Origin of the sequence: Tsuneonella rigui, assembly GCF_003958625.1 — a bacterium.
Taxonomy (GTDB): domain Bacteria; phylum Pseudomonadota; class Alphaproteobacteria; order Sphingomonadales; family Sphingomonadaceae; genus Tsuneonella; species Tsuneonella rigui.
The window spans coordinates 144,901-168,486 of sequence record NZ_RSEL01000029.1 but is presented as its reverse complement, the minus strand read 5'-3'; the positions used below and the strand labels follow the sequence as shown (position 1 = coordinate 168,486).

Below are 23,586 nucleotides of genomic sequence, written 5' to 3'. Positions count from 1 at the left end.
CGAGGGCCATGGACATCGCTCGCACCCCCTCGACCCCCGACGGCAACCCCGAGATGGCCGATGCGCCGCCGACGCCGAAGGAGCCGCCGCTGATCCGGCGCGAGGACTACCGCCCGTTCGACTGGCTGGTGCCGAAAACCCATCTCGATTTCGCGCTCGGGCTGGAGACGACGCGGGTCACCGCGACGCTCAAGGTGGAGCGCAATCCTGCCGGATTGCCTACACCTGAGATCCGCCTCGACGGTGACGGGCTGACTCCGCTCGAGGTCGCGGTCGATGGGCAGGTGCTCAACTCGTGGACGCTCGACGACGGCAAGCTGGTCGTGCCGCTGTCCGGCGAGGCGCACGAGATCCGCATGGTCACCGAAATCTCGCCGGCAGCGAACTCGCAGCTGATGGGGCTCTATGCCTCGAACGGCATGCTGTGCACCCAATGCGAGGCCGAGGGTTTCCGCCGGATCACCTTCTTCCCCGACCGGCCCGATGTGCTGAGTACCTACACCGTGCGAATGAGCGGGGACCCGGAGGCCTTCCCCGTGCTGCTGTCGAACGGCAACCCGGTCGCCTCGGGCGAGGATGCCGGCGGGCATTGGGCCGAATGGCACGATCCCTGGCCCAAGCCCTCGTACCTGTTCGCGCTGGTCGCCGGCGACCTGGTCGCGCGCAAGGATCGCTTCACCACCATAACCGGCCGCGAGGTCGATCTGGCGATCTGGGTGCGCGCCGAGGACTTGGACCGCACCGGCCACGCGATGGAATCGCTCAAGCACTCGATGAAATGGGACGAGGAGGTATTCGGCCGCGAGTACGACCTCGACCAGTTCAACATCGTGGCAGTGGGCGATTTCAACATGGGGGCGATGGAGAACAAGGGGCTCAACGTCTTCAACACCAAGTACGTCCTCGCCGATGCCGAGACCGCCACCGACGGCGACTACGACGGCATCGAGGGCGTGATCGCGCACGAATACTTCCACAATTGGTCGGGCAACCGGGTGACCTGCCGCGACTGGTTCCAGCTCTCGCTCAAGGAAGGTTTCACCGTCCTGCGCGACCAGCTGTTCAGCCAGGACATGCGCGGTGAGGCGGTCAAGCGGATCGAGGATGTGCGGCTTTTGCGGAGCGTGCAGTTCCCCGAGGATTCGGGCCCGCTGGCGCACCCTATCCGCCCCGACAGCTTCCGCGAGATTGGCAACTTCTACACCTCGACCGTCTACAACAAAGGCGCCGAGGTCATCCGCATGATGCGCACGATGGCGGGCCCCGAACGCTTCCGGCAGGGCACCGATCTCTACTTCGAGCGGCACGACGGCGAGGCCGCCACCTGCGAAGACTTCATCCGCGCGATGGAGGACGGCGCCGGGCTCGATCTCGCGCAGTTCAGGCTGTGGTATTCGCAGGCCGGCACGCCCAAGGTCGAAGTCTCGCTGGAGCATGAAGGCGACACCGCGACGCTGACCTTGCGCCAGACGGTGCCGCCGACGCCCGACCAGCCGGACAAGCAGCCGATGCCGATTCCCTTGCGGCTCGCGCTGTTCGATCGCGCGACCGGCACGCATCGCGGCGAAGAGCTGGTGGTGCTGGACCAGGTCGAATCTGTTGTGCGCTATGGTGGCTTCGCCGAGCGGCCGGTCCTGTCGATCAACCGCGGCTTCTCCGCGCCGGTCGCGATTGAACGTTCGATCGACCCGGAGGAACTCGTCTTCCTCGCCAAGCACGATGACGACGCTTTCGCCCGCTATGAGGCGATGCAGGAACTGATCGTCGGCCACCTCGTGACCACGGTCGGCGGCGGCCTCAGCGATGCGGCGCGTAGTGAAGCCCGCGGCGCGATCGGCGAGGCGCTGCGCGCGGTCGTCACCGATGATCGGCTCGACGATTCGATGCGCGGCGAGCTGATGATGCTGCCCGCGCAGAGCTACATCTCCGAGCAATTTCTGGTTGCCGATCCGGGCGCGATCCACGCCGAGCGCGAGGCGCTCAAGGCGTGGCTCGGCCAGACGCTGGAAGCCGAGCTGACCGCGCTGCACCGGCGGGCGAGCGGGCAATCGTCGGGCATGGACCCGGCCGCCCGCGGCGCGCGCAAGGTCAAGACGCAGGCGCTGGTGTTCCTCGCCGCCGGCAATCCGCAGGCCGCGGCCACACTCGCGGCCGCGCAGTACGATGCGGCGGAGACGATGACCGACCGGCAGGGCGCGCTGATGGTGCTCACCGGGCTGCCCGGCCCCGAGCGGACGCACAAGCTGATCGACTTCTACAACCGCTTCCAGGGCGATGCGCTGGTGATCGACAAGTGGTTCAGCCTGCAGGCCGGCTCGCTCCACCCGAACGTGATCGAGCATGTGAAGGCCCTCGCCGGGCATCCCGATTTCACGCTGAAGAACCCCAACCGGGTGCGCAGCCTGTACATGGCGTTCACCGGCACGCCGCTGGGCTTTCACGCCGAGAGCGGCGAGGGGTACCGGATGATCGCCGACCTGATCCTCGCGCTCGATCCGATCAATCCCTCGACCGCCGCGCGCTTCGTGCCGCCGCTGGGGCGTTGGCGCCGGCTCGAACCGAAGCGCGCTGCGCTGATGCGCGCCGAGCTCGAGCGCATTGGTGCGCAACCGGGCCTGTCGCGCGATACGTTCGAGCAGGTGACGCGCTCACTTGGCTGAGGCGCTGCGATCGGACGCGCTGGCGGGCATCCCGCACGGGTTCATGACCCGGCGCGGCGGTGTGTCGAGCGGCCTGGTCGAGGGGCTCAACTGCGGTTTCGGGGCGGACGACGACCCTGCCTCGGTCGCCGAGAACCGCGGCCGCGCCACCGAGGCAGTGCTGCCGGGCGCGCGGCTGGTGAGCGTGCACCAGATTCACTCGGCCGAGGCGGTGACCGTCACCGAACCCTGGCCCGACGACGCTCGCCCGCGCGCCGATGCGCTGGTGACCGACCGGCCGGGCCTGCTGCTCGGCATTCTCACCGCCGACTGCGCGCCGGTGCTGTTCGCCGACCGCGAGGCCGAGGTGATCGGCGCCGCCCACGCCGGCTGGCGCGGGGCGCACGGCGGGGTGATCGAGGCGACCGTGGCGGCGATGGAAACGCTGGGTGCGCGGCGCGAAGGCATCGCCGCCGCGGTCGGCCCCTGCATCGCGCAGCCGAGTTACGAGGTGAGCGACGACTTCCGCGCGCAGTTCACCGACGCGGACGAGCGCTTTTTCAACGCCGGTGCACCCGGCCACTGGCAGTTCGATCTGCCGGGCTACGTCGCCAGCCGCCTCACGGAATCGCGGGTGGGCCGGATCGACGTCCTCTCGTGCGACACTTACGCCGATCCCGCGCGGTTCTATTCGTTCCGCCGCGCGACCCATCGCGGCGAGCCGACCTATGGCCGGCAACTCTCGCTGATCGGCCTCGGCTAGGCACCTCCGGAAACGGCCATAATGGCGGTTGGCAACCTGCCGACTTGCGTATATGCGCGCCGCAAACCGGCACCGTCCGCCCCTCTCGGGCAGGCCAGGTGAACCGTGAAGAACAGGGGCCGACGCTTCGTTTCTTGACGGATTTCCGGTGGCAGATTCCGGTGCCTTGTCCTTGCGGCGGGTATCATTCGCGAAGACGTTATAGGGCAGGCACGGCTGATGGCTGACACGACTGGCGACGCGATCCCGGGGACCGTTACGGTCTCGGATTCCCATGACGGGGACGGGGTTCGGCGGCGCGATTTCATCAACATCGCGGCGGTCGGTGCGGCGGGCGTGGGCGGCGTGGCCGTCCTCCTGCCGCTGATCAGCCAGATGGCGCCGAGCGCCGACGTGCTCGCCGAAAGCAGCACCGAGATCGACGTGTCGTCGGTGCAGCCGGGCATGGCGATCAAGGCGATCTTCCGCAAGCAGCCGCTGTTCGTGCGCCGCCTGACTCCGGCCGAGATCAAGGCCGCCAACGAAGTCGACGTGTCGAGCCTGCGCGATCCGCAGACGCTCGCCGAGCGGACCAAGGAAGGGCATGAGGACATGCTCATCACCATGGGCGTGTGCACGCACCTCGGCTGCGTGCCGCTGGGTGCCGGCGAAGGCGAGAACAAGGGCCCGTTCGGCGGCTACTTCTGCCCCTGCCACGGGTCGGCCTACGACACCGCCGCCCGCATCCGTAAGGGCCCCGCTCCGAAGAACCTCGAGGTTCCGGAATACGAGTTCACCAGCGACACCGTCGTCAAGGTCGGCTGAGGCGAGAGAGAGCGAATACGATGAGCTTCCCCTGGGCCAAGCACTACGAACCGGTAAACCCGCTGATGCGGTACCTCGACGAGAAGCTGCCGCTTCCGCGTCTGGTCTATAACGCGATCGGCGGCGGCTACCCGGTCCCGCGCAACCTCAACTACATGTGGAATTTCGGCGTCCTCGCCGGGTTCTGCCTGGTGCTGCAGATTGTCACCGGCGTGGTGCTGGCGATGCACTACGCGGCGAACGCAGGTGTCGCCTTCTCCTCGGTCGAGCACATCATGCGCGACGTGAACTGGGGTTGGGCGCTGCGCTATGCGCACGCCAACGGCGCGAGCGCGTTCTTCGCGGTCATCTACCTGCACATCTTCCGCGGCTTCTTCTATTCGTCGTACAAGGCCCCGCGCGAGATGGTGTGGCTTATCGGCGTGGTCATCTTCCTGCTGATGATGGCGACCGGCTTCATGGGCTATGTGCTGCCCTGGGGGCAGATGAGTTTCTGGGGCGCCAAGGTCATCACCGGCCTGTTCGGTGCGATCCCGGTAATCGGCGAGCCGATCCAGATCTGGCTGCTGGGCGGCTACGCACCCGATAACGCCGCGCTCAACCGCTTCTTCAGCCTGCACTTCTTGCTGCCGTTCGTGATCGCCGGCGCGGTGATCCTGCACATCTGGGCGCTGCACATCCCGGGTTCGTCGAACCCGACCGGCGTCGAAGTGAAGAAGGAAAGCGACACCATCCCGTTCCACCCGTATTACACGGCGAAGGACGGGTTCGGGCTGGGCGTGTTCCTGATCCTCTATTGCGCGCTTCTGTTCCTGTTCCCGAACTACCTCGGGCACCCGGACAACTACATCGAGGCGAACCCGCTCTCGACCCCGGCGCACATCGTGCCCGAATGGTACTTCTGGCCGTTCTACGCGATCCTGCGCGCGTTCACGTCGGACTTCTTCTTCATCCCGGCGAAGCTGATGGGCGTGCTGGCGATGTTCAGCGCGATCCTGGTGTGGTTCTTCCTGCCGTGGCTCGACAAGGGCCCGGTGCGCAGCGGCCACTACCGCCCGCTGTTCCGCAAGTTCTTCTGGTTCGGCCTGATCCCGGCGATGGCGGTGCTGTTCTACTGCGGCGGCGCGCCGGCCGAAGAGCCCTACGTGATGCTGAGCCAGATCGCGGCGACGTACTACTTCCTCCACTTCCTGGTCATCCTGCCGATCGTGTCGATGATCGAGCGGCCGGAACCGCTACCGTACTCGATCACCGAGGCGGTGCTGGGCGAAGACAAGGCGGCGGTGCTGGGCGAAAACGCCACGCCGGGCGTGTGAGCAGGTTCAAGGGAAAGCGATAAGACAATGATCCGCCTCATCGGAATCCTCGCCGGCCTGTTCTTCAGCGTGGCGCTGCTGTGGTCGCTCGGCAACGGCGTCGTCGCCGTGGCGCAGCAGGGCTACCTCAAGGAAGCGACCGCCGAGAGCGAGTTCCACCTGCACCCGCGCGAACTCGATCTGCAGTCTAACGGCCCGTTCGGCACCTGGGATCTTGCCCAGTTGCAGCGCGGTTTCCAGGTCTACAAGGAAGTCTGCGCGGCCTGCCACAGCCTGAAGTACGTCGCCTTCCGCGACCTCAAGGCGCTCGGCTATTCGGACGCCGAAGTGAAGGCGATCGCCGCCGGCTTCCAGGTTCCGGGGATCGACGCCAACACCGGTGAGGCGAACCTGCGCCCGGGCCTGCCGACCGACTACTTCCCGTCGCCCTATCCGAACGCGACTGCCGCGCGCGCCGCGAACAACAACGCCGTGCCGCCCGACCTCTCGCTGATGACCAAGGCGCGCCACGACGGCTCGGCCTACGTCCACTCGCTGCTGACCGGCTACCGCGACCTCAACACGTTCTCGGTCGGCGGCAAGCACGTAAAGGACGAATTCCCGGACTTCTCGACCCCCGAAGGCGGGCACTTCAACCCGTACTTCGCCAACCTCAACATCGCGATGCCGCCGCCGCTCACCACCGAGGGCCAGGTGACTTACGCTCCGGGCCAGCCCAAAGCGACCGTCGACCAGATGTCGACCGACGTCGCCGCGTTCCTGACCTGGACCGCCGAGCCCAAGAAGGTGAAGCGCACCCAGGTCGGCTGGCCGGTGCTCGGCTTCCTGCTGTTCGCCACGATCCTCGCGTGGATGGCGAAGAACCAGGTGTGGGCGGCGATCAAGCCGAAGAAGCCGCGCGCTGCGTAAGCGCGCGTGACGATCGACGAACTCAAAGCATTAGTGCGCTCGGTGCCGGACTTCCCGGCGCCGGGCGTTCTTTTTCGCGACATCACCACGCTGATCTCGCACGGCGAGGGCCTGAAGGCGGCCGTGGGCCATCTGGCTGACCGCGCCCGCGCGGGCGGGGCGCAGGCGATCGCCGGGATGGAAGCGCGCGGGTTCATCTTCGGCGCGGCGGTGGCGATCGAGCTCGGCCTCGGCTTTGTCCCGGTGAGGAAGCCCGGGAAGTTACCGGTGCCGACCATCGGCATCGACTATGATCTGGAATACGGCACCGACCGGCTGGAGATCGATCCGACCGCGATCAGCCCGGGTCAGCGGATCGCCATCGTCGACGATCTGATCGCAACTGGCGGCACCGCGCTCGCCGCGGCGGCGCTATTGCGGCAGGCCGGCGCGGTGGTCGATCAGGCGCTGTTCGTGATCGACTTGCCCGACCTCGGCGGAGCGGCCCGGCTGACCGAGGCCGGCCTCGTGGTCGAAGCGCTGATGGACTTTCCAGGTCATTGATCGGGCGGCATTGACGCGGGCGCGCATCGCGTGGCAAGCGCCGCTGCGGCGAGCGGGTATAGCATAGTGGTAATGCTCTAGCCTTCCAAGCTAGCTAGAGGGGTTCGATTCCCCTTACCCGCTCCAAACCGCTTCCAGCACCCTCATGCCAACTCCAGCGCCCGCAGCACCGCGCCGCTGTCGTAGTACGGCCGTTCGGCGACGATCTTGTCGCTGCCCGGCGCGAACTCGAAGCCGGCGGCCATGCGCACCCGGAACGACTTGCCGGTTGGCTGGTGCACGGTGTCGCTCACCTGCAGGGGGCCGGTATGCGTGCCGGTGAGCCAGAATTCGACCAGCACGCTGTCGCTCGCGGCATCGGCGGCGATCGCGATTATCTCGTTGCCCTGGTCGGGAAACGGTGTGCGCGACAGCGCGAAGTAGCGCCGCACCGCCTCCTCGCCGTCGAACACCAGACCGGGCCCGAGCAGTTCGTAACGCGGATGCGCGAAAGTCGCGATCACTGCGTCCCAGTCGTGGGTGATCTCCAACGCCATGTGCTCGCGCACGACGGCGATCCGCCGCGTATCTAAATCGTCCATCGCCTACTCCACCGCCATGTTGTCGATCAGCCGGGTACCTCCGATCCGCGCCGCGACCAGCAGCCGAGCCGGCGTATCGCCCAAGGCATCTAGTGAGACGAGCGAGGAGGCGTCGGCCAGCGTCGCGTAATCAACGCTGTCGAACCCCGCCTGCAGCAGGTGCGCCTCCAGCGTCGCCAGCGTGGGCGCAACCGCGCTCCCGGCCCGCAACGCCGCGATCGTCTCGCGCATCGCTTGCGGCAGTGCGGCCGCCTGCGCCCGTGCCTCGGGCGAAAGGTACTGGTTGCGGCTCGACAGCGCGAGACCGTCCGCCTCACGCACCGTCGGCACGCCGATGATTGCATCGACATGCGGCAAGGTCAGATCGAGGTCACGGGCCATCCGCCGGATGACGGCGAGCTGCTGCCAATCCTTCTCGCCGAACAGGGCGAGGTCGGGTCCAACCTGGTTGAACAGCTTGAGCACCACGGTCGCCACCCCGTCGAAGTGCCCCGGACGCGAAGCGCCGCACAGGCCTTCGCTCACGCCCGTGACCGACACGTTGGTGGCGAACCCGCCAGGATACATCGCCTCCACCGTCGGCGCCCACAGCAGCTCTACGCCCTCGCCTTCCAGCAGCGCCGAGTCCGCCGCCATCCGCCGCGGATAGGCATCGAGATCCTCGTTCGGGCCAAACTGCTTCGGGTTGACGAAGATCGACACCGCCACCGCATCGGCATGCTGCCGAGCTTCGCGCACCAGTGTCAGGTGGCCTTCGTGCAAGGCGCCCATGGTCGGCACTAGCGCCAAGCGCTTGCCCTCACCGCGCAAGGCTGCGACGGCGCTTCTCAACACTTCCAGCGTGGTGGCGGTTTGCACGGGGTCCCGTCCCTCGACTATCTTCGCTCTTATCGCCCTATCCGCAGCCCAACAGGAATGCACGCGTGACCAAGTCTGCCCACCGCATCGTCTTCGCCAACGAGAAGGGCGGCACGGGCAAGTCGACCACCGCGGTCCATGTCGCGGTCGCGCTCGCCTATCGCGGCGCGCGGGTGGCGGCGATCGATCTCGATCCGCGCCAGCGCACGCTTTACCGCTATTTCGAGAACCGGGCCGAGACCGCCGCCCGCCGCGCGATTGACCTGCCGACCGCGCGCTTCGAAGTGTTCGAGGGCGGCTCGGCGGAGGAGCTGGAGGCGGTTGTCGGCAGCTTAAGCGAAGGGTGCGACTTCATCGTCTTCGACACGCCCGGCCGCGACGATCCGCTTGCCCGCCACGCCGCGACCGAGGCCGACACCCTGGTCACCCCATTGAACGACAGCTTCGTCGATTTCGACCTCATCGGCCAGGTCGATGCCGAGACCTTCAAGGTCCGCAAGCTGTCGTTCTACGCCGAGCTGATCTGGGAAGCGCGCCTCAAGCGCAGCCGCGCCACGATCGAACAGCAGCGGCGCGAGATGGACTGGATCGTGGTGCGCAACCGCACCGGCCACGTCGAGGCGCGCAACATGGCGCGCATCGAGGCGGCGCTGCGCGAGCTATCGAAGCGCGTCGGCTTCCGCGTCGCTCACGGCCTGAGCGAGCGCGTAATCTACCGCGAACTGTTCCCGAGCGGGCTGACCCTGCTCGACAAGGGGCATCTGGGCGAGCTCGGCACCAGCCACCTCGTCGCGCGGCAGGAACTGCGCTCGCTGGTCGCGGCGCTCAACCTGCCCGAGACCGCCAAGCGCGCGCCCGAGCTGGCGCTCGCCTAGCGCCGGAGAAGTGTCCTACACGCCGCCGCGGTGCTAACCCGGCTGGTGATGAACACCTGCGCAAGCCCTTGTCATCGCCGCAACGCAGGGCAGGGGCTAAGGTGACAACCGCGACACGCGAAGAGTGGTGCAAGTGCATGAACTATAACAGGAAACCGGGCCGATGAGGTTTTCGAAAAATAGGGTGGATAATCGTGACAAGTTGCCGGTGAGGCGACTGAACCGCCCTTCGGCCGGCAGGTCCGTGGCATGATCCTTCGCTTCCTCTTCATCGCCGCGGTCATCTCGTTCGGCTGCCGCTGGGCGCTGGGAAAATGGCCGTGGGAGTACCTGCAGGCGAAACCGACGCGCGGTCAGGCCGTTTTCAGGGCACGCAAGCTGCTGGCCGTCCGCGAAGGTGCCGATCGCACCGAGATCGTCGAGGCTCACCGGCGGCTGATTGCGATGGTCCATCCCGATCGGGGCGGCACGAACGGCCAGGTGCACGAGGCGAACGCCGCGCGCGACTTGCTGCTCGACGAGCTGCCCGACGGTAACTGAGAGTATCTCCGCTTGAGCCACATCTTCGATTCCACGACCCTGCGCGAATACGACATCCGCGGGATCATCGGCGAAACCCTGGGCGCGGACGACGCGCGCGCGATCGGGCGCGGTTTCGCGACCATGCTGCGCGAGGCTGGCGGCAAGAAGGTCGCAGTCGGTTACGACGGTCGGCTGAGCTCGCCGATGCTCGAGCACGCGCTGATCGAAGGGCTTACCGCGAGCGGCTGCGACGTGGTGCAGGTGGGCATGGGGCCAACCCCGATGCTCTACTACGCCGAAGCGTCAGCCGAACAGGTGGATGGCGGCATTCAGATAACTGGCAGCCACAATCCCGCCAATTACAACGGCTTCAAGATGGTATTTATGGGCCGGCCATTCTTCGGGGAGGACATCCTCGAAATCGGCCGCCGTGCCCAGGCGGGTAAATGGGCCGACGGCTCCGGCACGGTCGAGACGCGCGAAGTCCTTGGCGAGTACATCGAGCGTCTGCTGGTCGGCCTCGAAGGGATCGACCACGAAACGCTGGCCGGTCTTCGAATCGGTTGGGATGCGGGCAACGGCGCCGCCGGCCCCGCGCTCGAGGCGCTGACCGCCCGGCTGCCGGGGGAGCACCACCTTCTCTACACCGAGGTCGACGGAAGTTTTCCGAACCATCATCCTGATCCTACTGACCCCGCCAACCTCGAAGACCTGAAGCGGCTTGTCGCGGACAAGAACCTCGATTTCGGAGTGGCATTCGACGGCGACGGCGACCGGATCGGCGCGATCGACAGCCAGGGGCGCATCATCTGGGGCGATCAGCTGCTAATGATCTTCGCCGAGGACCTGCTCGCCCGCATGCCCGGCGCGACCGTGATCGCCGACGTGAAGGCGAGCCGCGCGCTGTTCGAGCGCGTCTCCGAACTCGGCGGCCAGCCGCTGATGTGGAAGACCGGCCACAGCCTGATTAAGTCCAAAATGAAGGAAACTCACGCCCCGCTGGCGGGCGAGATGAGCGGCCATGTGTTCTTCGCCGACACCTACTACGGCTACGACGATGCGCTCTACGCCGCGATCCGTCTGATTGCCGCCTCGGCCCGGCTGGGCAAGTCGGTGACCGAGCTGCGCGGCGCGATGCCGGCGATGGTCAACACGCCCGAGCTGCGCTTCCAGGTCGACGAGAGCCGCAAGTTCGCCGCGATCGAGGAGGTCAAGCAGCGCCTTGCGGGGACCGACGCGCCCAAGGACATAAGCGTCGACGGTACCGATGGCGTGCGGGTGACCACCCCTGACGGGTGGTGGCTCCTGCGCGCCTCGAACACACAGGACGTCCTCGTCGCGCGGGCGGAGAGCGAGAATCAGGCCGGGCTCGATCGCCTGCTGGCGCAGATCGACGAGCAGCTTGCGGCTTCGGGCTTGGAGCGCGGCGAGCAGGCGGGGCATTGACCGGCACCGCGCCGGCCGCGGGGTTTCGCCGCGCGGCCGCGTGGGTCGCGGCGCTCAATCTGGCATACTTCGGGATCGAGTTCGCGGTTGCGCTGGCGATCGGCTCGGTCGCGCTGTTCGCCGATTCGGTCGATTTCCTCGAGGACACCTCGATCAACCTCCTCATCCTCCTCGCGCTGGGCTGGAGCATTGCGGCGAGGGCGCGGGTGGGAATGGTGCTGGCCGGGCTGCTGCTGGTGCCGGGAATCGCGACCATGTGGACCGCGGCGCAGAAGTTCGCGCATCCCGCCACGCCTGCGCCGCTGCCGCTGACCCTCGCCGCGTTGGGCGCGCTGGCGGTCAACATGACCTGCGCGCTGATCCTCGCACGCCATCGCGGTCATTCGGGTAGCCTGAGCAAGGCCGCCTTCCTGTCTGCGCGCAACGACGCGCTGGCGAACATCGGCATCATCGCCGCCGGGCTGGTGACCGCGTTCGCGTGGCGTTCGCCGTGGCCCGACCTAGGTGTTGGGCTGGCCATCGCGCTGGTCAATCTCGATGCCGCCAAGGAGGTGTGGGAAGCCGCGCGTAAGGAGCACGCGGAGCGGGCCGAGCCCTGATGACCGGCGAAGTCCCCTCCGAGATCGCTGGCTGGTTCGCCGGGCGCGGATGGCGGGTGCGGCGGCACCAGAGCGAAATGCTCTCCGCCAGCGACGCGGGCCAGCACGCCATGCTGGTGGCGGACACCGGCGCGGGAAAGACACTGGCGGGTTTCCTGCCGACGCTGGCGGCGTTCTGCCCCTCGCGCTTCGGCGATGCCGGACCGCCCGAGGGGCTGCACACGCTCTACGTCTCCCCATTGAAGGCGCTGGCGCATGACGTGCAGCGTAACCTCGTCACGCCAGTCGAGGAGATGGGCCTGCCGATCCGGGTCGAGACCCGTAGCGGCGATACGCCCTCGGACCGCAAGAAACGTCAGCGGCTCAAGCCGCCCAACGTCCTCCTGACCACGCCCGAGTCCCTCTCGCTGCTGCTCAGCTATCCCGACAGCTTCCAGATGTTCGCCGGCCTCAAACGCATCGTGGTCGACGAAGTTCACGCCTTCGCCACCGGCAAGCGCGGCGACCTGCTGGCGCTGGCAATGAGCCGGTTGCAGGCGATCGCCCCCCACATGCAGCGCGCCGCACTGTCGGCCACGGTGGCAGACCCGCAGGAATTCCGCGAATGGCTCGCCCCGTGGGGCGAAATCGATGCGGTGACGCTGGTCGAAGGCGAACCCGGCGCCCCGCCGGTGGTTGAGGTGCTGCTGCCGGTCGAGGAGCGGGTGCCGTGGGGCGGCCACGCGGGGCGCTGGGCGATCCCGCAGATCTATGAGGAGATCCGCCGCAACAAGACCACGCTGGTGTTCACCAACACGCGCTTCCTCGCCGAATACACCTTCCAGATGCTGTGGGACGTCAACGACGACACCCTGCCGATCGGCATTCACCACGGATCTTTGAGCAAGGAAGCGCGGCGCAAGGTCGAAGGCGCGATGGCGCGGGGCGAGCTGCGGGCGCTGGTGGCGACCGCTAGCCTCGATCTCGGGGTCGACTGGGGCGACATCGACTGCGTGGTGCAGATGGGTGCGCCCAAGGGCTCGAGCCGGCTGCTCCAGCGCGTGGGCCGGGCCAACCACCGGCTCGACCAGCCGAGCCGCGCGATCCTGGTGCCGGGCAACCGGTTCGAGTTCCTCGAAGCGACCGCGGCCAAGGAAGCGGTCGACCAAGGCCAGCGCGATGGCGAGGACTTCCGTCCCGGCGGGCTCGACGTGCTTGCCCAGCACGTGATGGCTTGCGTCTGCGCGCGACCGTTCGACGAGGCGGAGCTGCTCGCCGAGGTCCGCTCGTCGCTCGCCTATGCCTGGCTCGAAGAGGAAGTCTGGACCCGCGTGCTGCACTTCGTCGCCACCGGTGGTTACTCGCTGGAGGCCTACGACCGGTTCAAGCGCATCGTGCGCGACAAGTCGGGCACGTGGCGGTTGACGCACCCCGAGCACGCCCAGCGCCACCGGCTCAACGCCGGGATCATCGTCGACGCCGAGATGATCGAGATCCGTTTCCGCAACGGCCGCTCGCTCGGCAAGGTGGAGGAGATGTTCGCCGCCAGCATGAAGAGCGGCGATACCTTCCGCTTCGCCGGCATCGACCTGGAGGTCGAGCAGTTCAAGGACCTCGAGCTGATCGTCCGCGCGGCCAAGACCTCGGCGACGATCCCGAGCTACACCGGCCTGCGCCTGCCGCTCACCACGCGTCTCGCCAACCGGGTGCGCGAGATGCTGATCGACCGGGTGGGCTGGTCGCGCTTTCCCGACGACGTGCGCGAGTGGCTGGAAGTGCAGGACTGGCGCAGCCAGATGCCGGGGCCCGGCCAGCTGATGGTCGAGACCTTCCCGCACGCCAAGAAGCACTACGCGGTCTACTATACCTTCGAAGGCTGGAACGCGAACCAGAGCCTGGGGATGCTGATCAATCGGCGGATGGAGGAGCGCGGGCTGATGCCGGGCGGGTTCGTCGCCAACGATTACTGCCTCGCGGTGTGGGGCCTGAAGCCGGTCACCGATCCGCTGCCGCTGCTGTCGCCCGATATCCTGACCCACGAGTTCGTCGAATGGGTGCAGCAGTCGCACCTGCTGCGGCGCGCGTTTCGCGAGGTTGCGGTGATTTCAGGGCTCGTCGAACGCCAGCATCCCGGCAAGCGCAAGACCGGCAAGCAGGTCACCTTCTCGACCGATCTCATCTACGACGTGCTGCGCAAGTACGAGCCCGACCATGTCCTGCTGGAGGCGGCCTGGGCCGACGCGCGCACGCGGATGACTGACGTTGGCCGGCTCGGCAACGTCCTCGACCGCGCGGCCGAGCAGCTGGTCCACGTCGAACTCGACCGGGTAAGCCCGCTGGCGGTGCCGGTCATGACGATGATCGGACGCGAGGCCCTGCCCGCCGGCGCGATCGACGATGAGCTGCTGCTCGAAGCCGAAGGGCTGGCGGCCGAGGCGATGCGGGTGGAGGAGGCGCGCGCGCCCGAAGGTGGTTGAGCCGCGCAACAAAAAAGGGGCGGATCGCTCCGCCCCTCATTATCAGAAAGGTCTCAGTCGATCAGGCGCCGGGCGCCTTGTCGAAGGATCGGAACTGTTCGTTCCCGACGAAGCCGAATTTGGTCACGCCCGACTGCTTGATGATGTTCAGCACCTTGACCGACAAGTCGTAGCTCGCCTGCGCGTCGGGCTGATACTGGAGCTCGGGCTCAGGGTTCAGACCCTTCGTCGCTTCGAGATTGGTCACCAGCTGTCCGTCGTTGATCGCCCCGCCGTTCCACAGGATCTGATTGTCCGGCGTGATCACGATCTTGTTCTTGATCGGGTCGATATCGGTCGGCGGCGTCTCCGAAGGCACCGGCAGATCGATGTTCACCGCGTGGGTCGCGGGCGGAACGGAGAGAATCATCATGATGAGGAGCACGAGCATGACGTCGATCAACGGCGTCACGTTCATTTCCATCATCGGCTCGCCGTCGTCGCTGCCGCCTGACATTGCCATAGTGGTGGTACTCCTGAATTCGCGTGGCTAAGCGGCGTCAGCCGTTGGGATCGACCGGGTTGGAGATGAAGCCGACGGTGGGGTAACCCGCCGCCTGCACGTTGTAGATCGTGCCCGCGATGCACCGCCACGGCGCGTTGACATCGCCGCGGATGTGGACCTGCGGGATCAAGTCCGGGTCCTTCATGATTTCCGCGGGGCCGCCGGCCGCCTTCACGATCGCGTCGAGCCGGGCGAACGCCTTGTCGTAGAGCTCGGTCGCATCGACCGGGGTGGTGTTGTTGAAATACACGCGGCAGGCGCCCGAGCGATCGGCCCCTTCGAATCCGGGCTCGCCGGCGCTGCGTCCAGCGGCGTCGGTCGAGCTTACCGTCAGGAGGAGGTTCTCCACCTTCTCCTTCGACTCGGTCGAAACCAAGACCGGAATCTTGAGCTTTTCGATCGTCTGCAACGACACCGGAATCGCGATCAGGAACACGATCAAGAGAACCAGCATCACGTCGGTCAGCGGCACAACGTTGATGTCCGACAAGGGTCGTTCCCCGCTTGCGCCTGTAGCAATCGCCATGGGTTATCCTATCTTCAAATCTTGGCGGACGAACCGGGGCCGCCCGAGGGGGCGGCCCCGAAGCACGCTTAGGGGCGCGTGGTCGTCGTCGTGGTGGTCGCCGGCTTGGTGGCCGGTGCCGTCGCGGCCTTGCCCGCCTGCTGGGTCGAGGTCGCAGTCATCACCGTCGGCTTCACCGCGCCGCCCGAGTTGATGTTGGCGAGCAGATCGGTGCTGAAGCCCGACAGGAGCTCGGCGATGCGCTTGTTGCGGCTCGAGAGCCAGTTGTACGCAAGCACCGCGGGAACCGCCACGAGCAGACCGATCGCGGTCATGATCAGCGCTTCACCGACCGGACCGGCGACCTTGTCGAGCGATGCCGAACCGGCGAGACCGATCGCGATCAGCGCGCGATAGATACCGATAACCGTACCGAGCAGGCCGACGAACGGAGCGGTCGCGCCCACGGTCGCGAGGAACGGCAGGCCGCCCGCGAGACGCGCGTTGATCGAGGCTTCCGAACGAGCGAGCGAGCCGTGCAGCCAGTCGTGGGCGTCGAGGCTGTCGGTCATCTTGGTGTGCGATTCTTCGGCGGTCAGGCCGTCGTCGACCAGCTGACGCCAGGCGCTGTTCTTTTCCATCTTGCTCGCGCCTTCGCGGAGCGTTCCCGCGCGCCAGAACGAGGTGCGAACGGCCTTGTACTGGTTGAAGATCTTCTGCTGCTCGAGCCACTTGGTGATCAGAATGTAGAACGATCCGATCGACATGATCACCAGCACCGCGAAGATCGAGTAAGCGATGATGCCGCCCTGCTGCAGCGCTTCCCAGAAGCCGAAGTGGGTCGGGGGAGCAGCGCTGCCACCAGCCGCCGCGGAAAGAAGTTCGATGTACATGCGAGTGTCCTCTCAAATAAAAACGGTTGGAATAGAAGCGCTTACTTCGGAATCTGCCAGCGAACCGAGCTCGACCAGCTACCCGCGACTGCTTGTCCGTCGCCGTTGGTGGCGGGATTGAAGCGGCCACGGCGCTGGATCAGCGAGCACGTCGTGCTGTCGAGTTCCGGAGTGCCGCTCGACCCGGTGACGGTACAACTGGTCACCCGGCCATCGGCGCCGACCTGGACGGAGAAGCGGGTCACGCCTTCCTTTTCCTCACGCAGCGAGCGGCTCGGATAATCGTTGGCGTTCGCCCAGTTGCCCGGGTTGCCCTTCGGGGTCGCGGCCTTCGGCTGCACCCGCGGGGGCGGGGGCGGCGGGGGAGCGACCGGCGCCGGTGGCGGCACGCGCAGCACCGGGGGCGCTGGCGGCGGAATCGTCGGCTGGGTCTGGATCGGGGGCGGGGCCACCGACACATTGATCGGCGGCGGCGGCGCGACCGGCGGCGGCGGAGCCACGTCCTTCGGGGGTTCGGGCGGCGGCGGTTCGTCCTTGGGCGGCGGCGGCTCTTCGATATCGACCGTGGTTACGCGCTCCACCAGCTTCTTGGCTGCCGAATAGGCGAGCCCGGTGACAAGGGCATAACCGACGGCGACATGGATCAGCGCAACGATGATGATCGCAACAATGCGATTACCACTCATCTGTTGGTCAGCGTAGGCCATTCAGTCGCATCACTCCATCGTCAGGTGCCGGAGGTTAGCCCGGCATCCTGCATCGGACCGGCACGGTTAACCGCCGGGCCGACGCATCCATTCCATTTTCCACCCAGACGGCTCATCGGAATTCGACGGCCTTCAGGCCCGCCGGATCCCCGATGACCCGGCACGGGTCCTTCCGGGGGGTTAGCTTTCTATCCTTGCTCCCCGGTTCGCCCGGAGCCTTAACCGTGAAGCAAATCGCAGGCAAACGCTTTTGCGGTTCACCCGGGATTCACTCCATTGTCGCTGCAACGGCGCAGATGCCATACGGTTTCCAACCCGGGAACGAGCGCCTAGCCGACAGGATATGATGACCAACCGATTCTCCGCCCTGCGTGCCGCGATCCTCGCCGCCGCCCTGACCGCTGGCACCGCTGCCGCGCCGCCGCCGGCTCCGATCCCGGCCGTGACCTATGCCGATCTCGCAGACCTCGCCGACGCGGCGGATCTCGTGGTGCACGTGCTGGTCGCCAAGCAGATTCCCCTGCCGCCCGAACGCGCGGCTAACGTCGCTCCCGGCTACACCCGCCTGTACATCGAGGCGCGGACTCAGGCCCTCCTCGCGGGCAAGGCACCGCTCGGCGAGTCGGTGCGGTATTTGGTGGACGTGCCGCTCGATGCGAAGGGCAAGGCGCCCAAGCTCAAGAAGCGCGCGTTCCTGCTGTTCGCTCGCTCGGTCCCGGGGCGCCCCGGCGAGCTGCAGCTGACCGGTCCCACCGCGCAGTTGCCCTACGACGAGACGACCGCGGCGCGCCTGCGGCCGATTCTTGCCGAGCTTGCCGCAGCCGATGCACCGCCCGCTATCACCGGCGTGCGCGACGCGCTCGCAGTTCCCGGCACCCTGGTCGGCGAGTCGGAGACGCAGATCTTCCTCGGAACGGCGAGTGGCGACCCGGTCTCGCTCACCATCGTTCGGCGGCCCGGAATGGCGCCCGCATGGGGCGTTTCGTACTCCGAGATCGTCGATCAGGCAGCGCGCCCACCCGAACCCGACACACTCGCGTGGTACCGTCTCGCGTGCTTCCTGCCCGAGCAATTGCCGCGCGGCGCGAACCTGTCGCAGGATCCGGCGTCGCGGACGCGGGCGGCGCAGGACTATGCGTTCGTGCTGCAGCAACTCGGTTCCTGCCCGCGAACGCTTGTCCGCCGATAGTATCTCTTTGTTGGCCGCGCGCCCGGCGCTTGCCTAGGGAACGGGCCGACAGGGAGTTTTGAGTGTTATGGCCGAACCGCTGCGCATCGCGCTCGCCGGGCTGGGCACGGTGGGGGCCGGCGTCATCCGCCTGCTCGACGCCAACGCCGCGCTGGTGCAGGCCCGCGCCGGGCGCGAAATCCGCATCGTGGCAGTCAGCGCGCGCGACCGCGACCGCGACCGCGGGGTCGATCTCTCGCCCTTCGACTGGTGCGACGATATGGCCGCGATGGCCGCGCGGGCCGATGTCGATGCGGTGGTGGAGATGGTCGGCGGCGCCGATGGGCCCGCGCTGACGCTTGCCAAGACCGCGATCCGCGAGGGCAAGGCGCTGGTCACCGCCAACAAGGCGATGATCGCGCACCATGGTTTGGCGCTGGCCGAGTCGGCGCAGGACGCGGGCGTGCCGCTCAAGTTCGAGGCGGCGGTCGCTGGCGGCATCCCGGTCATCAAAGGCTTGCGCGAAGGCGCCGCGGCCAACGCCATCGCCCGGGTGCAGGGCATCCTCAACGGCACGTGCAACTTCATCCTCTCCGAGATGGAGGATAGCGGCCGCGATTTTGCCGACGTGCTCGCCGAGGCGCAGGCGCGCGGGTTTGCCGAGGCCGATCCGACGTTCGACATCGAGGGCATCGACGCGGGGCACAAGCTGGCGATTCTTGCCGCAATCGCGTTCGGAGCCAAGCTCGATTTCGCGCATGTCTCGTGCGAGGGGATCGCCCGGGTGCGGGCGGCGGACATCGCCCGGGCCCGTGATCTCGGCTTTGTCATCCGGCTGGTGGGAGAGGCGGACATCGAGAGCGACGGCGGCGGCGACGCGCGGCTGCTGCAGCGGGTGCGCCCGTGCCTGGTGCCGCAGGCGCATCCGCTGGCGCATGTCGATGGGCCGACCAATGCGGTGGTGGCGGAGGGCAATTTCTCCGGCCGCCTGCTGTTCCAGGGCGCCGGTGCGGGCGACGGCCCGACCGCGAGCGCGGTGGTGGCGGATCTGATCGACATCGCGCGCGGCGATACCGGGCCGGCGTTCTCGGTTCCGATTGCCGAGCTGGTCGCGATGGCGCCGGCCGAGCCGGGCGACCGCACCGGGCGCAATTACATTCGCTTCACCGTCACCGATCGCCCCGGCGTGCTGGCCGAGATCACCGCTGCGATGCGCGATGCGGAGGTCTCGATCGAGAGCCTCATCCAGCAAGGACAGCCCGATGCGGATGGCAACGTACTGGTGGCGATGGTCACTCACGAAGGCCCCGAGCGGTGCGTCGACCAGGCGCTCAAGCTGCTCGAGGGCTCGGCTAGCCTGACGGCTCCGCCGCTGGTGATGCCGATTCTGGAGGCCTGAGCGCGGCTTCGGCTGGCGGTAGGGCGGGCACCGGGCTGGGCGCGTTCCGGGCATCGCGCGGCGCCAGGCCGTTGGCGACCCGATCTGCGTCGGATCCGGGCGGCGCTTCGGGGATGGCCTTCAGATCGATCAGCACCGGCATCGGCGAGGGGCACGGCGGGATGAAGCACCCCTTGGCGCTGACGCCCACGCCGACCATCGCCGGCTGCGGCAGGTTGAAGAGATCGGGCGCGCGCGGCAGGCCGTCCCTCGCCTTCTTGGGATCGAGGTCGGCGCTGGACTTCACCCGATATTTGTCGGGGTCCTCGTTCTCGCCGCACACAACGATCTCGTCGCCCGGCTTGGGAGTGGGGCACGCGGGCTTGGCGCGCGTGTCGGGCGGGCCATAAGCTTCCTGCGCGGCGGCGACCGCCTGTTCCGCAGTCACCGGCGACGCATCCTGCGCCGCCACGGGAGCGGCAACGAGAGCTGTCAGAAAGATAAGCAACCGCCGCATCACTGCGCCAACTCTCCGCGCGCGATGCGATCGGCATCGGAGCCCGGCGGCGGCTCCGGAATCGCCTTCAAGTCGATCAGCACCGGCATCGGCGGCGGGCACGGCGGGATGAAGCAGCCGCTCGCCACCGCGACGCCCGGATACCGGGTCTCGACATCGGCGTGCGGCACCCCGCCGCGCGCGCCCGCGCCGGTCGGATCGAGATCGCTGCTCGACGCCGCCCGGTACCGCTCGGGATCATCCTGCTGGGCACACACGACGATCTCTTCTCCAGGCTTGGGCATCGGGCATTCCGCCGCCGCGCCGCTCGTCGGCAGCGCGTAGGCCTTTTTCGCATCCGCGATGACTTGCTCGGCGGTCACAGTTTTAGGGACAGTCGGGGGCGCCTCCTGCGCGGCCAATGGGCTTGCCAGCAGCAGGGCCGGCAACAAGACCCCCGGTCGTCTCGACAATCCCGTGCTCCGTCGTCTAAGCGCCGCCCCAACTCCAGCCCGGGGATTGAATTTCCGATGAACAACAGCGTGCGTTCCGCCTCTCCCAAAGCCTCCAGCGCGCTCGACCGCGTGCTCGTCCTCGAGCTGGTCCGCGTGACCGAGGCCGCGGCAATCGCCGCCAGCAAGCTGATCGGCCGGGGAGACGAGAAGGCGGCCGACCACGCGGCGGTCGAAGCGATGCGCGCGGCGTTCGACGAGCTGGCGATCGACGGCACCGTGGTGATCGGCGAAGGCGAGCGCGACGAAGCGCCGATGCTCTACATCGGCGAAAAGGTCGGCGGCGCGCCGGGCACCGGTCCCAAGATCGACATCGCATTGGATCCGCTCGAAGGCACCACCATCACCGCCAAGGCCGGCCCCAACGCGTTGGCGGTGCTCGCCGCGGCCGAGCAGGGCTGCCTGCTCAACGCGCCCGATACCTATATGGACAAGCTGGCGGTCGGTCCCGGCTATCCCGAAGGCGTGATCGATCTTGCCAAGTCGCCGACCGAGAACGTGCGCGCGGTCGCCGCGGCGAAGGGCGTCGAGCCGCAGGACATCATCGTCTGCGTGCTCGACCGGCCGCGCCACGCGGCGCTGATCGCCGAACTGCGCGGATTGGGCTGCGGGGTCGTGCTGATCGGCGACGGCGACGTCGCGGGCGTGATCGCGACCACCGATCCCGATACCACCATCGACATGTACATGGGGTCCGGCGGCGCGCCCGAGGGCGTGCTGGCGGCCGCGGCGCTGCGCTGTGTCGGCGGGCAGTTCAACGGCCGCCTGATCTTCCGCAACGAGGACGAGAAGGCCCGCGCCCGCAAGTGGGGGATCGAGGACTTCGACCGTATCTACAAGCTGGAAGACCTCGCCAAGGGCGATTGCATCTTCGCCGCCACCGGCGTCACTTCGGGCTCGCTGCTCGACGGCGTCAAGCGCCTGCGCGGCGGCAAGATGACCACCGAAAGCGTGGTCATGCGCGCCAGCAGCGGCACCGTGCGATGGATCAAGGGCGAGCACCGGGTGGGCTAGTCCTGTAGGACTTGTCACAACGACCGGGGGTGTTTTTCAAAACTCCCTCCAACCTCCCAAAACTCGGAATCGTCGGGGGCGGCCGGCCAGTTCCTAGTCAGCCGTAGCAGGCGAAAAAGCGTGGGATTGTCGGGCTTTCGCGCGATTCCGGTCATGGCGCCCTGGAACACGACCGGCCGTACGATGTCGGTTTCGAGCCGCGCGAGCAGTGTCGCGATTGTCACCTTCCGCCCATCCTCCCGCGCCGCGCCCGGATGGCCCGCACCCGGCAGCGTCAGCACCCGGTCCCAAGCGAACGCGAAGCTCTCCGCGCCTGCGCGCTCCCGCAAGCGGTAGGCGCTCGCGCGGCTCATCCCGACGACCCTCGCCGCCGCGCTGACCGATCCGGTCGCATAGAGCTGCGCAAGGAACGCGCATTGCCGCACCTCGGTCCACCCGTCGCGGCGACTGCGTAGGGGGACGGGCCGAAACCACGACGGGCGGCGGCGCAGGCGGTGGGCAGGATTCTTGGCCATCGCCAGCATAGGCCACAGCGGAGAGTGTGTAGGAAAGCGCCTTTTCAAAAGGAACGACCGCTTTGGGGGATTGCCGTTACCCTGTGAAAACGTCCGGCGATGGGTGGGAAGCAGTCGTTAGCCTCTCGGCCGCACGCTAATCGCCTTGGTCGGGTCTACTGCGATCGGTATCCTCGGGGGAGGCACAGCCCGGCATTCGCATGTCGTTTCCATCCAATCTACCCCCAGCCTACGCCGCATAAAGAACCTCGAAGTTAGAGGAAGCTCCGATGGGACCGCGTCTAATTATCGCAGTGATGCTTTCGTTACTGACAACCGGAATCGGCGCAAAGACTTCGTCAGCGTCCGCCGCTGATAGCGTGGCGCAGCAAGAGCTTCAGGTCTTTCACCTCAAACCAAACCCTGAAACTCGAATCCCCTTGAGCTTCAGTCGAGCTTATTCCTTCGGCCCGGGTGACGTGATCCAGCCCAATAAAGACATATTCAGCAAATACCTCCTGTTCTTCGTGATCAACGGTAAGCAAGGCGATCGGTTCAAGATTGACTGGAGTGCTTCGGTCGCTTCCGATCTGGACACCGCTTACGATGGTGGGCTTGATGCCGATTATCCTGCGGGGGCAACGATCTACGACAAAAGTTCTTCGGCTACGATCACGCTGGAAACGACGGGAGAACACCTGATGGTTCTGTCGCAGATTGGCATGCAATACCCGAGTGGATCGTCAGGTGGCCTCGCTGGACCCAGCCTGTCGGGTGGGCAATCTCGTCCATACCAGCCCACGCGCGTGACGGTTGCGCGGGTGAACTGAGCGCCAGATTGAGTGGGAGGGATCAAATAATGCCATTGTTGTTGCCTTTTATCCTGGCTGCCGCTGGATCGGCGTCAGCGACGCCCGTGGATCCGATCGCACTCGCCAAATCGGGACGTTTCGCCTGCGTCAATGCGGACAGCGCAGCCAAGACCTGCACGGCGAGCACTGTCTACACACCTGACAAGGCGAAGTCGGTGAAGGTCGTGAAGCGCACACCCGTATCGACCGATCCCGCTGTCATCGCAGTGGTCGAGCTAGACGGTACAGTGGAAAACGGCGCCATTTGCGCCACCGTGACGGCACCGAATGTCGCCAAAATCTGGCTCGCGGAGAGTTGGCCGGACGTCGAAATTCCGTATCGGTCGCCGCTAGGTGAAAGTCTTCTTGCGCGCTTGCGCGCGGCGTACACTGAAAAGCTGGTCGGGAAACGCTTATGCGACCGCTTCTCCGGCGATGGGCCAAACCAAACCATGCAGACCACAGTGGATGGCGCGGCTAGCAACTCTTTCCCGGTCCAGTGGGTTGATATGAAGGCTGGCTACGTCACGCAGCAACGCCGAGTGCGGTAACCGGGATCGCTTGCCACCCTAGGGAAGGGGTTTGCGGGTCGTTTTCCGTGATGGATTGGCAACTAGCCCTGCTGAGCCGCGTTCCAATCACCACTGAGTGCGGAGAGGCGATGGCCGGCGGAGAACGTCCGCTATGTCGTTTGCTGCCGGTGCGCTGCTGGA

General features: G+C 66.9%; 25 protein-coding genes and 1 tRNA gene. 17 read left to right on the top strand and 9 right to left on the bottom strand.

Annotation, left to right across the window (positions count from 1 at the left end; all coding sequences use genetic code 11):
* Positions 1 to 8: 8 nt before the first annotated feature.
* The 7 genes from pepN (at position 9) to ELY12_RS14010 (ending at position 7,100) form a co-directional block, all read left to right on the top strand.
* Positions 9 to 2,660: an aminopeptidase N gene (gene pepN, locus ELY12_RS14040; RefSeq protein ID WP_126177334.1), complete on the top strand. Its 2,652-nt coding sequence runs from the start codon at positions 9 to 11 to the stop codon at positions 2,658 to 2,660.
* Between the two features lie 43 nt (positions 2,661 to 2,703).
* The gene (pgeF, locus tag ELY12_RS14035) at positions 2,704 to 3,402 is read left to right on the top strand and encodes a peptidoglycan editing factor PgeF (protein WP_126177349.1); all 699 of its coding nucleotides are present in this window, start codon (positions 2,704 to 2,706) and stop codon (positions 3,400 to 3,402) included.
* Between the two features lie 219 nt (positions 3,403 to 3,621).
* Positions 3,622 to 4,206, top strand: coding sequence for a ubiquinol-cytochrome c reductase iron-sulfur subunit (petA, locus tag ELY12_RS14030; RefSeq protein WP_126177333.1), 585 nt, complete (start codon positions 3,622 to 3,624; stop codon positions 4,204 to 4,206).
* A gap of 20 nt (positions 4,207 to 4,226) precedes the next feature.
* Complete coding sequence (locus ELY12_RS14025) at positions 4,227 to 5,522, top strand: cytochrome b (RefSeq protein ID WP_126177332.1); 1,296 nt, start codon at positions 4,227 to 4,229, stop codon at positions 5,520 to 5,522.
* Between the two features lie 27 nt (positions 5,523 to 5,549).
* Entirely contained in the window at positions 5,550 to 6,431 is an 882-nt protein-coding gene (locus ELY12_RS14020) for a cytochrome c1 (RefSeq protein ID WP_126177331.1), read from the top strand.
* Positions 6,432 to 6,437: 6 nt separating this feature from the next.
* Positions 6,438 to 6,974, top strand: a complete 537-nt coding sequence (locus tag ELY12_RS14015; protein ID WP_126177330.1) for an adenine phosphoribosyltransferase — start codon at positions 6,438 to 6,440, stop codon at positions 6,972 to 6,974.
* A gap of 52 nt (positions 6,975 to 7,026) precedes the next feature.
* Positions 7,027 to 7,100 (top strand) — tRNA-Gly (locus tag ELY12_RS14010).
* A 17-nt stretch (positions 7,101 to 7,117) separates the two neighbouring features.
* Here the strand turns inward: ELY12_RS14010 and ELY12_RS14005 are convergent.
* Both ELY12_RS14005 and panC read right to left on the bottom strand, forming a co-directional pair.
* A complete protein-coding gene (locus tag ELY12_RS14005) occupies positions 7,118 to 7,555 on the bottom strand; it encodes a nuclear transport factor 2 family protein (RefSeq protein WP_126177329.1) in 438 nt (145 codons plus the stop codon).
* 3 nt (positions 7,556 to 7,558) lie between these two features.
* On the bottom strand, positions 7,559 to 8,413 hold the full coding sequence (panC, locus tag ELY12_RS14000) for a pantoate--beta-alanine ligase (RefSeq protein ID WP_126177328.1): 855 nt from the start codon (positions 8,411 to 8,413) through the stop codon (positions 7,559 to 7,561).
* Positions 8,414 to 8,478: 65 nt separating this feature from the next.
* Between panC and ELY12_RS13995 the strand changes: the two genes are divergently transcribed.
* The 5 genes from ELY12_RS13995 to ELY12_RS13975 all read left to right on the top strand — a co-directional run bounded on the left by ELY12_RS13995 (position 8,479) and on the right by ELY12_RS13975 (position 14,311).
* Positions 8,479 to 9,288, top strand: coding sequence for a division plane positioning ATPase MipZ (locus tag ELY12_RS13995; RefSeq protein WP_126177327.1), 810 nt, complete (start codon positions 8,479 to 8,481; stop codon positions 9,286 to 9,288).
* A gap of 249 nt (positions 9,289 to 9,537) precedes the next feature.
* A complete protein-coding gene (locus ELY12_RS13990; RefSeq protein WP_420907060.1) occupies positions 9,538 to 9,828 on the top strand; it encodes a molecular chaperone DnaJ in 291 nt (96 codons plus the stop codon).
* 12 nt (positions 9,829 to 9,840) lie between these two features.
* The gene (pgmG, locus tag ELY12_RS13985) at positions 9,841 to 11,256 is read left to right on the top strand and encodes a phosphoglucomutase/phosphomannomutase PgmG (RefSeq protein ID WP_126177326.1); all 1,416 of its coding nucleotides are present in this window, start codon (positions 9,841 to 9,843) and stop codon (positions 11,254 to 11,256) included.
* Positions 11,253 to 11,855 (top strand): cation efflux transmembrane domain-containing protein, encoded by a 603-nt coding sequence (locus tag ELY12_RS13980; RefSeq protein WP_126177325.1) that lies wholly within the window; start codon positions 11,253 to 11,255, stop codon positions 11,853 to 11,855. Before pgmG ends, ELY12_RS13980 begins: the two co-directional genes overlap by 4 nt.
* Positions 11,855 to 14,311: a ligase-associated DNA damage response DEXH box helicase gene (locus ELY12_RS13975; RefSeq protein ID WP_126177324.1), complete on the top strand. Its 2,457-nt coding sequence runs from the start codon at positions 11,855 to 11,857 to the stop codon at positions 14,309 to 14,311. Before ELY12_RS13980 ends, ELY12_RS13975 begins: the two co-directional genes overlap by 1 nt.
* A gap of 61 nt (positions 14,312 to 14,372) precedes the next feature.
* Here ELY12_RS13975 and ELY12_RS13970 read toward each other — a convergent pair whose 3' ends face one another.
* The 4 genes from ELY12_RS13970 to ELY12_RS13955 all read right to left on the bottom strand — a co-directional run bounded on the left by ELY12_RS13970 (position 14,373) and on the right by ELY12_RS13955 (position 16,960).
* Positions 14,373 to 14,813 carry an ExbD/TolR family protein gene (locus ELY12_RS13970; RefSeq protein ID WP_126177323.1) on the bottom strand — a complete coding sequence of 147 codons (441 nt, stop codon included), beginning with the start codon at positions 14,811 to 14,813 and terminating at the stop codon, positions 14,373 to 14,375.
* A gap of 37 nt (positions 14,814 to 14,850) precedes the next feature.
* Positions 14,851 to 15,381 (bottom strand): ExbD/TolR family protein, encoded by a 531-nt coding sequence (locus ELY12_RS13965; protein ID WP_206435838.1) that lies wholly within the window; start codon positions 15,379 to 15,381, stop codon positions 14,851 to 14,853.
* 68 nt (positions 15,382 to 15,449) lie between these two features.
* The gene (locus tag ELY12_RS13960; RefSeq protein ID WP_126177322.1) at positions 15,450 to 16,253 is read right to left on the bottom strand and encodes a MotA/TolQ/ExbB proton channel family protein; all 804 of its coding nucleotides are present in this window, start codon (positions 16,251 to 16,253) and stop codon (positions 15,450 to 15,452) included.
* Positions 16,254 to 16,294: 41 nt separating this feature from the next.
* Entirely contained in the window at positions 16,295 to 16,960 is a 666-nt protein-coding gene (locus tag ELY12_RS13955; protein ID WP_126177321.1) for an energy transducer TonB, read from the bottom strand.
* A gap of 346 nt (positions 16,961 to 17,306) precedes the next feature.
* On the opposite strand from ELY12_RS13955, the gene ELY12_RS13950 reads away from it, so the two are divergent.
* Entirely contained in the window at positions 17,307 to 18,149 is an 843-nt protein-coding gene (locus ELY12_RS13950; protein WP_126177346.1) for a hypothetical protein, read from the top strand.
* Between the two features lie 67 nt (positions 18,150 to 18,216).
* Positions 18,217 to 19,527, top strand: a complete 1,311-nt coding sequence (locus ELY12_RS13945) for a homoserine dehydrogenase (RefSeq protein ID WP_126177320.1) — start codon at positions 18,217 to 18,219, stop codon at positions 19,525 to 19,527.
* Here ELY12_RS13945 and ELY12_RS14435 read toward each other — a convergent pair.
* A complete protein-coding gene (locus ELY12_RS14435) occupies positions 19,481 to 19,954 on the bottom strand; it encodes a hypothetical protein (RefSeq protein WP_206435837.1) in 474 nt (157 codons plus the stop codon). The genes ELY12_RS13945 and ELY12_RS14435 overlap by 47 nt on opposite strands.
* A 68-nt stretch (positions 19,955 to 20,022) precedes the next feature.
* A complete protein-coding gene (locus ELY12_RS13935; RefSeq protein WP_126177319.1) occupies positions 20,023 to 20,385 on the bottom strand; it encodes a hypothetical protein in 363 nt (120 codons plus the stop codon).
* A 147-nt stretch (positions 20,386 to 20,532) separates the two neighbouring features.
* On the opposite strand from ELY12_RS13935, the gene glpX reads away from it, so the two are divergent.
* A complete protein-coding gene (gene glpX / locus ELY12_RS13930) occupies positions 20,533 to 21,528 on the top strand; it encodes a class II fructose-bisphosphatase (protein WP_126177318.1) in 996 nt (331 codons plus the stop codon).
* Positions 21,529 to 21,542: 14 nt separating this feature from the next.
* Here the strand turns inward: glpX and ELY12_RS13925 are convergent, their stop codons facing one another.
* Complete coding sequence (locus tag ELY12_RS13925) at positions 21,543 to 22,043, bottom strand: hypothetical protein (protein ID WP_126177317.1); 501 nt, start codon at positions 22,041 to 22,043, stop codon at positions 21,543 to 21,545.
* Between the two features lie 269 nt (positions 22,044 to 22,312).
* Here ELY12_RS13925 and ELY12_RS13920 point away from each other — a divergent pair, with 269 nt between their 5' ends.
* Both ELY12_RS13920 and ELY12_RS13915 read left to right on the top strand, forming a co-directional pair.
* A complete protein-coding gene (locus ELY12_RS13920) occupies positions 22,313 to 22,852 on the top strand; it encodes a hypothetical protein (protein WP_126177316.1) in 540 nt (179 codons plus the stop codon).
* A 29-nt stretch (positions 22,853 to 22,881) separates the two neighbouring features.
* Positions 22,882 to 23,424, top strand: a complete 543-nt coding sequence (locus tag ELY12_RS13915) for a hypothetical protein (RefSeq protein ID WP_126177315.1) — start codon at positions 22,882 to 22,884, stop codon at positions 23,422 to 23,424.
* The last annotated feature ends 162 nt before the right edge of the window (positions 23,425 to 23,586 follow it).